This is a genomic window from Paenalcaligenes sp. Me52 (assembly GCF_050487965.1).
GTDB lineage: Bacteria > Pseudomonadota > Gammaproteobacteria > Burkholderiales > Burkholderiaceae_B > Paenalcaligenes.
This window is the reverse complement of the sequence record NZ_JBKQFO010000034.1, coordinates 1-632: the sequence shown is the minus strand read 5'-3', so window position 1 is coordinate 632 and position 632 is coordinate 1. Positions and strand designations below refer to the sequence as shown.

Below are 632 nucleotides of genomic sequence, written 5' to 3'. Positions count from 1 at the left end.
GGCTCTGTAAACGCGTCTAACGCTGCAGAACTGTTTGCTCAGCCAGACATCGACGGCGCGCTGGGTGGCGGTGCTTCTCTGAAAGCTGACGCTTTCGCCGTGATCGTTAAAGCTGCAGAAGCGGCTAAACAGGCTTAAGTCTGACAGGTGCCGGATTTCATATCCGGCATTTTTTATCACTTCTTCTTGTTCATCATCGCTTTCAAATCAGCGAATGGGTTGTACTTCGCTTCACCGACATCTTTCTGCGCATCTTCCCCTGCGATAACGGTCGTACCATACTGATCCGCTTCGGTGTATTTCGAATGCTCATGATCGTGGCAATAGAGACAAAGTAATTCCCAGTTACTGCCATCTTCCGGGTTATTAGTATGGTCGTGATCAATGTGGTGAACGGTAAGTTCACGCAGGTTGGAATAAACAAACTCGCGGGAACAGCGACCGCAGACCCACGGATAGATTTTTAATGCTTTTTCGCGATAGCCGCTTTCTAACCGCGCATAGTTTTTTGGGATGATAGCCATGAAAAAGTTACCTGGATGAAATGTAGGGTTACGCGCAGTTTCCCAAGATGCGGGGATTTTCGCAATCACCTTACATCAAAAAAAATCCCGATCTTCTGACCGGGATTT

2 protein-coding genes are annotated in these 632 nt (G+C 47.8%); one reads left to right on the top strand and one right to left on the bottom strand.

Features of this window, described 5'->3' with window-relative positions:
* Positions 1-138: triose-phosphate isomerase (locus tag ACLO87_RS16820; protein ID WP_430224348.1), on the top strand; the 138-nt coding region annotated here is incomplete at its 5' end.
* Between the two features lie 38 nt (positions 139-176).
* On the opposite strand, the gene yajD is transcribed toward ACLO87_RS16820, so the two are convergent.
* Positions 177-524, bottom strand: a complete 348-nt coding sequence (gene yajD, locus ACLO87_RS16815; protein WP_000974813.1) for an HNH nuclease YajD — start codon at positions 522-524, stop codon at positions 177-179.
* Positions 525-632 lie beyond the last annotated feature (108 nt).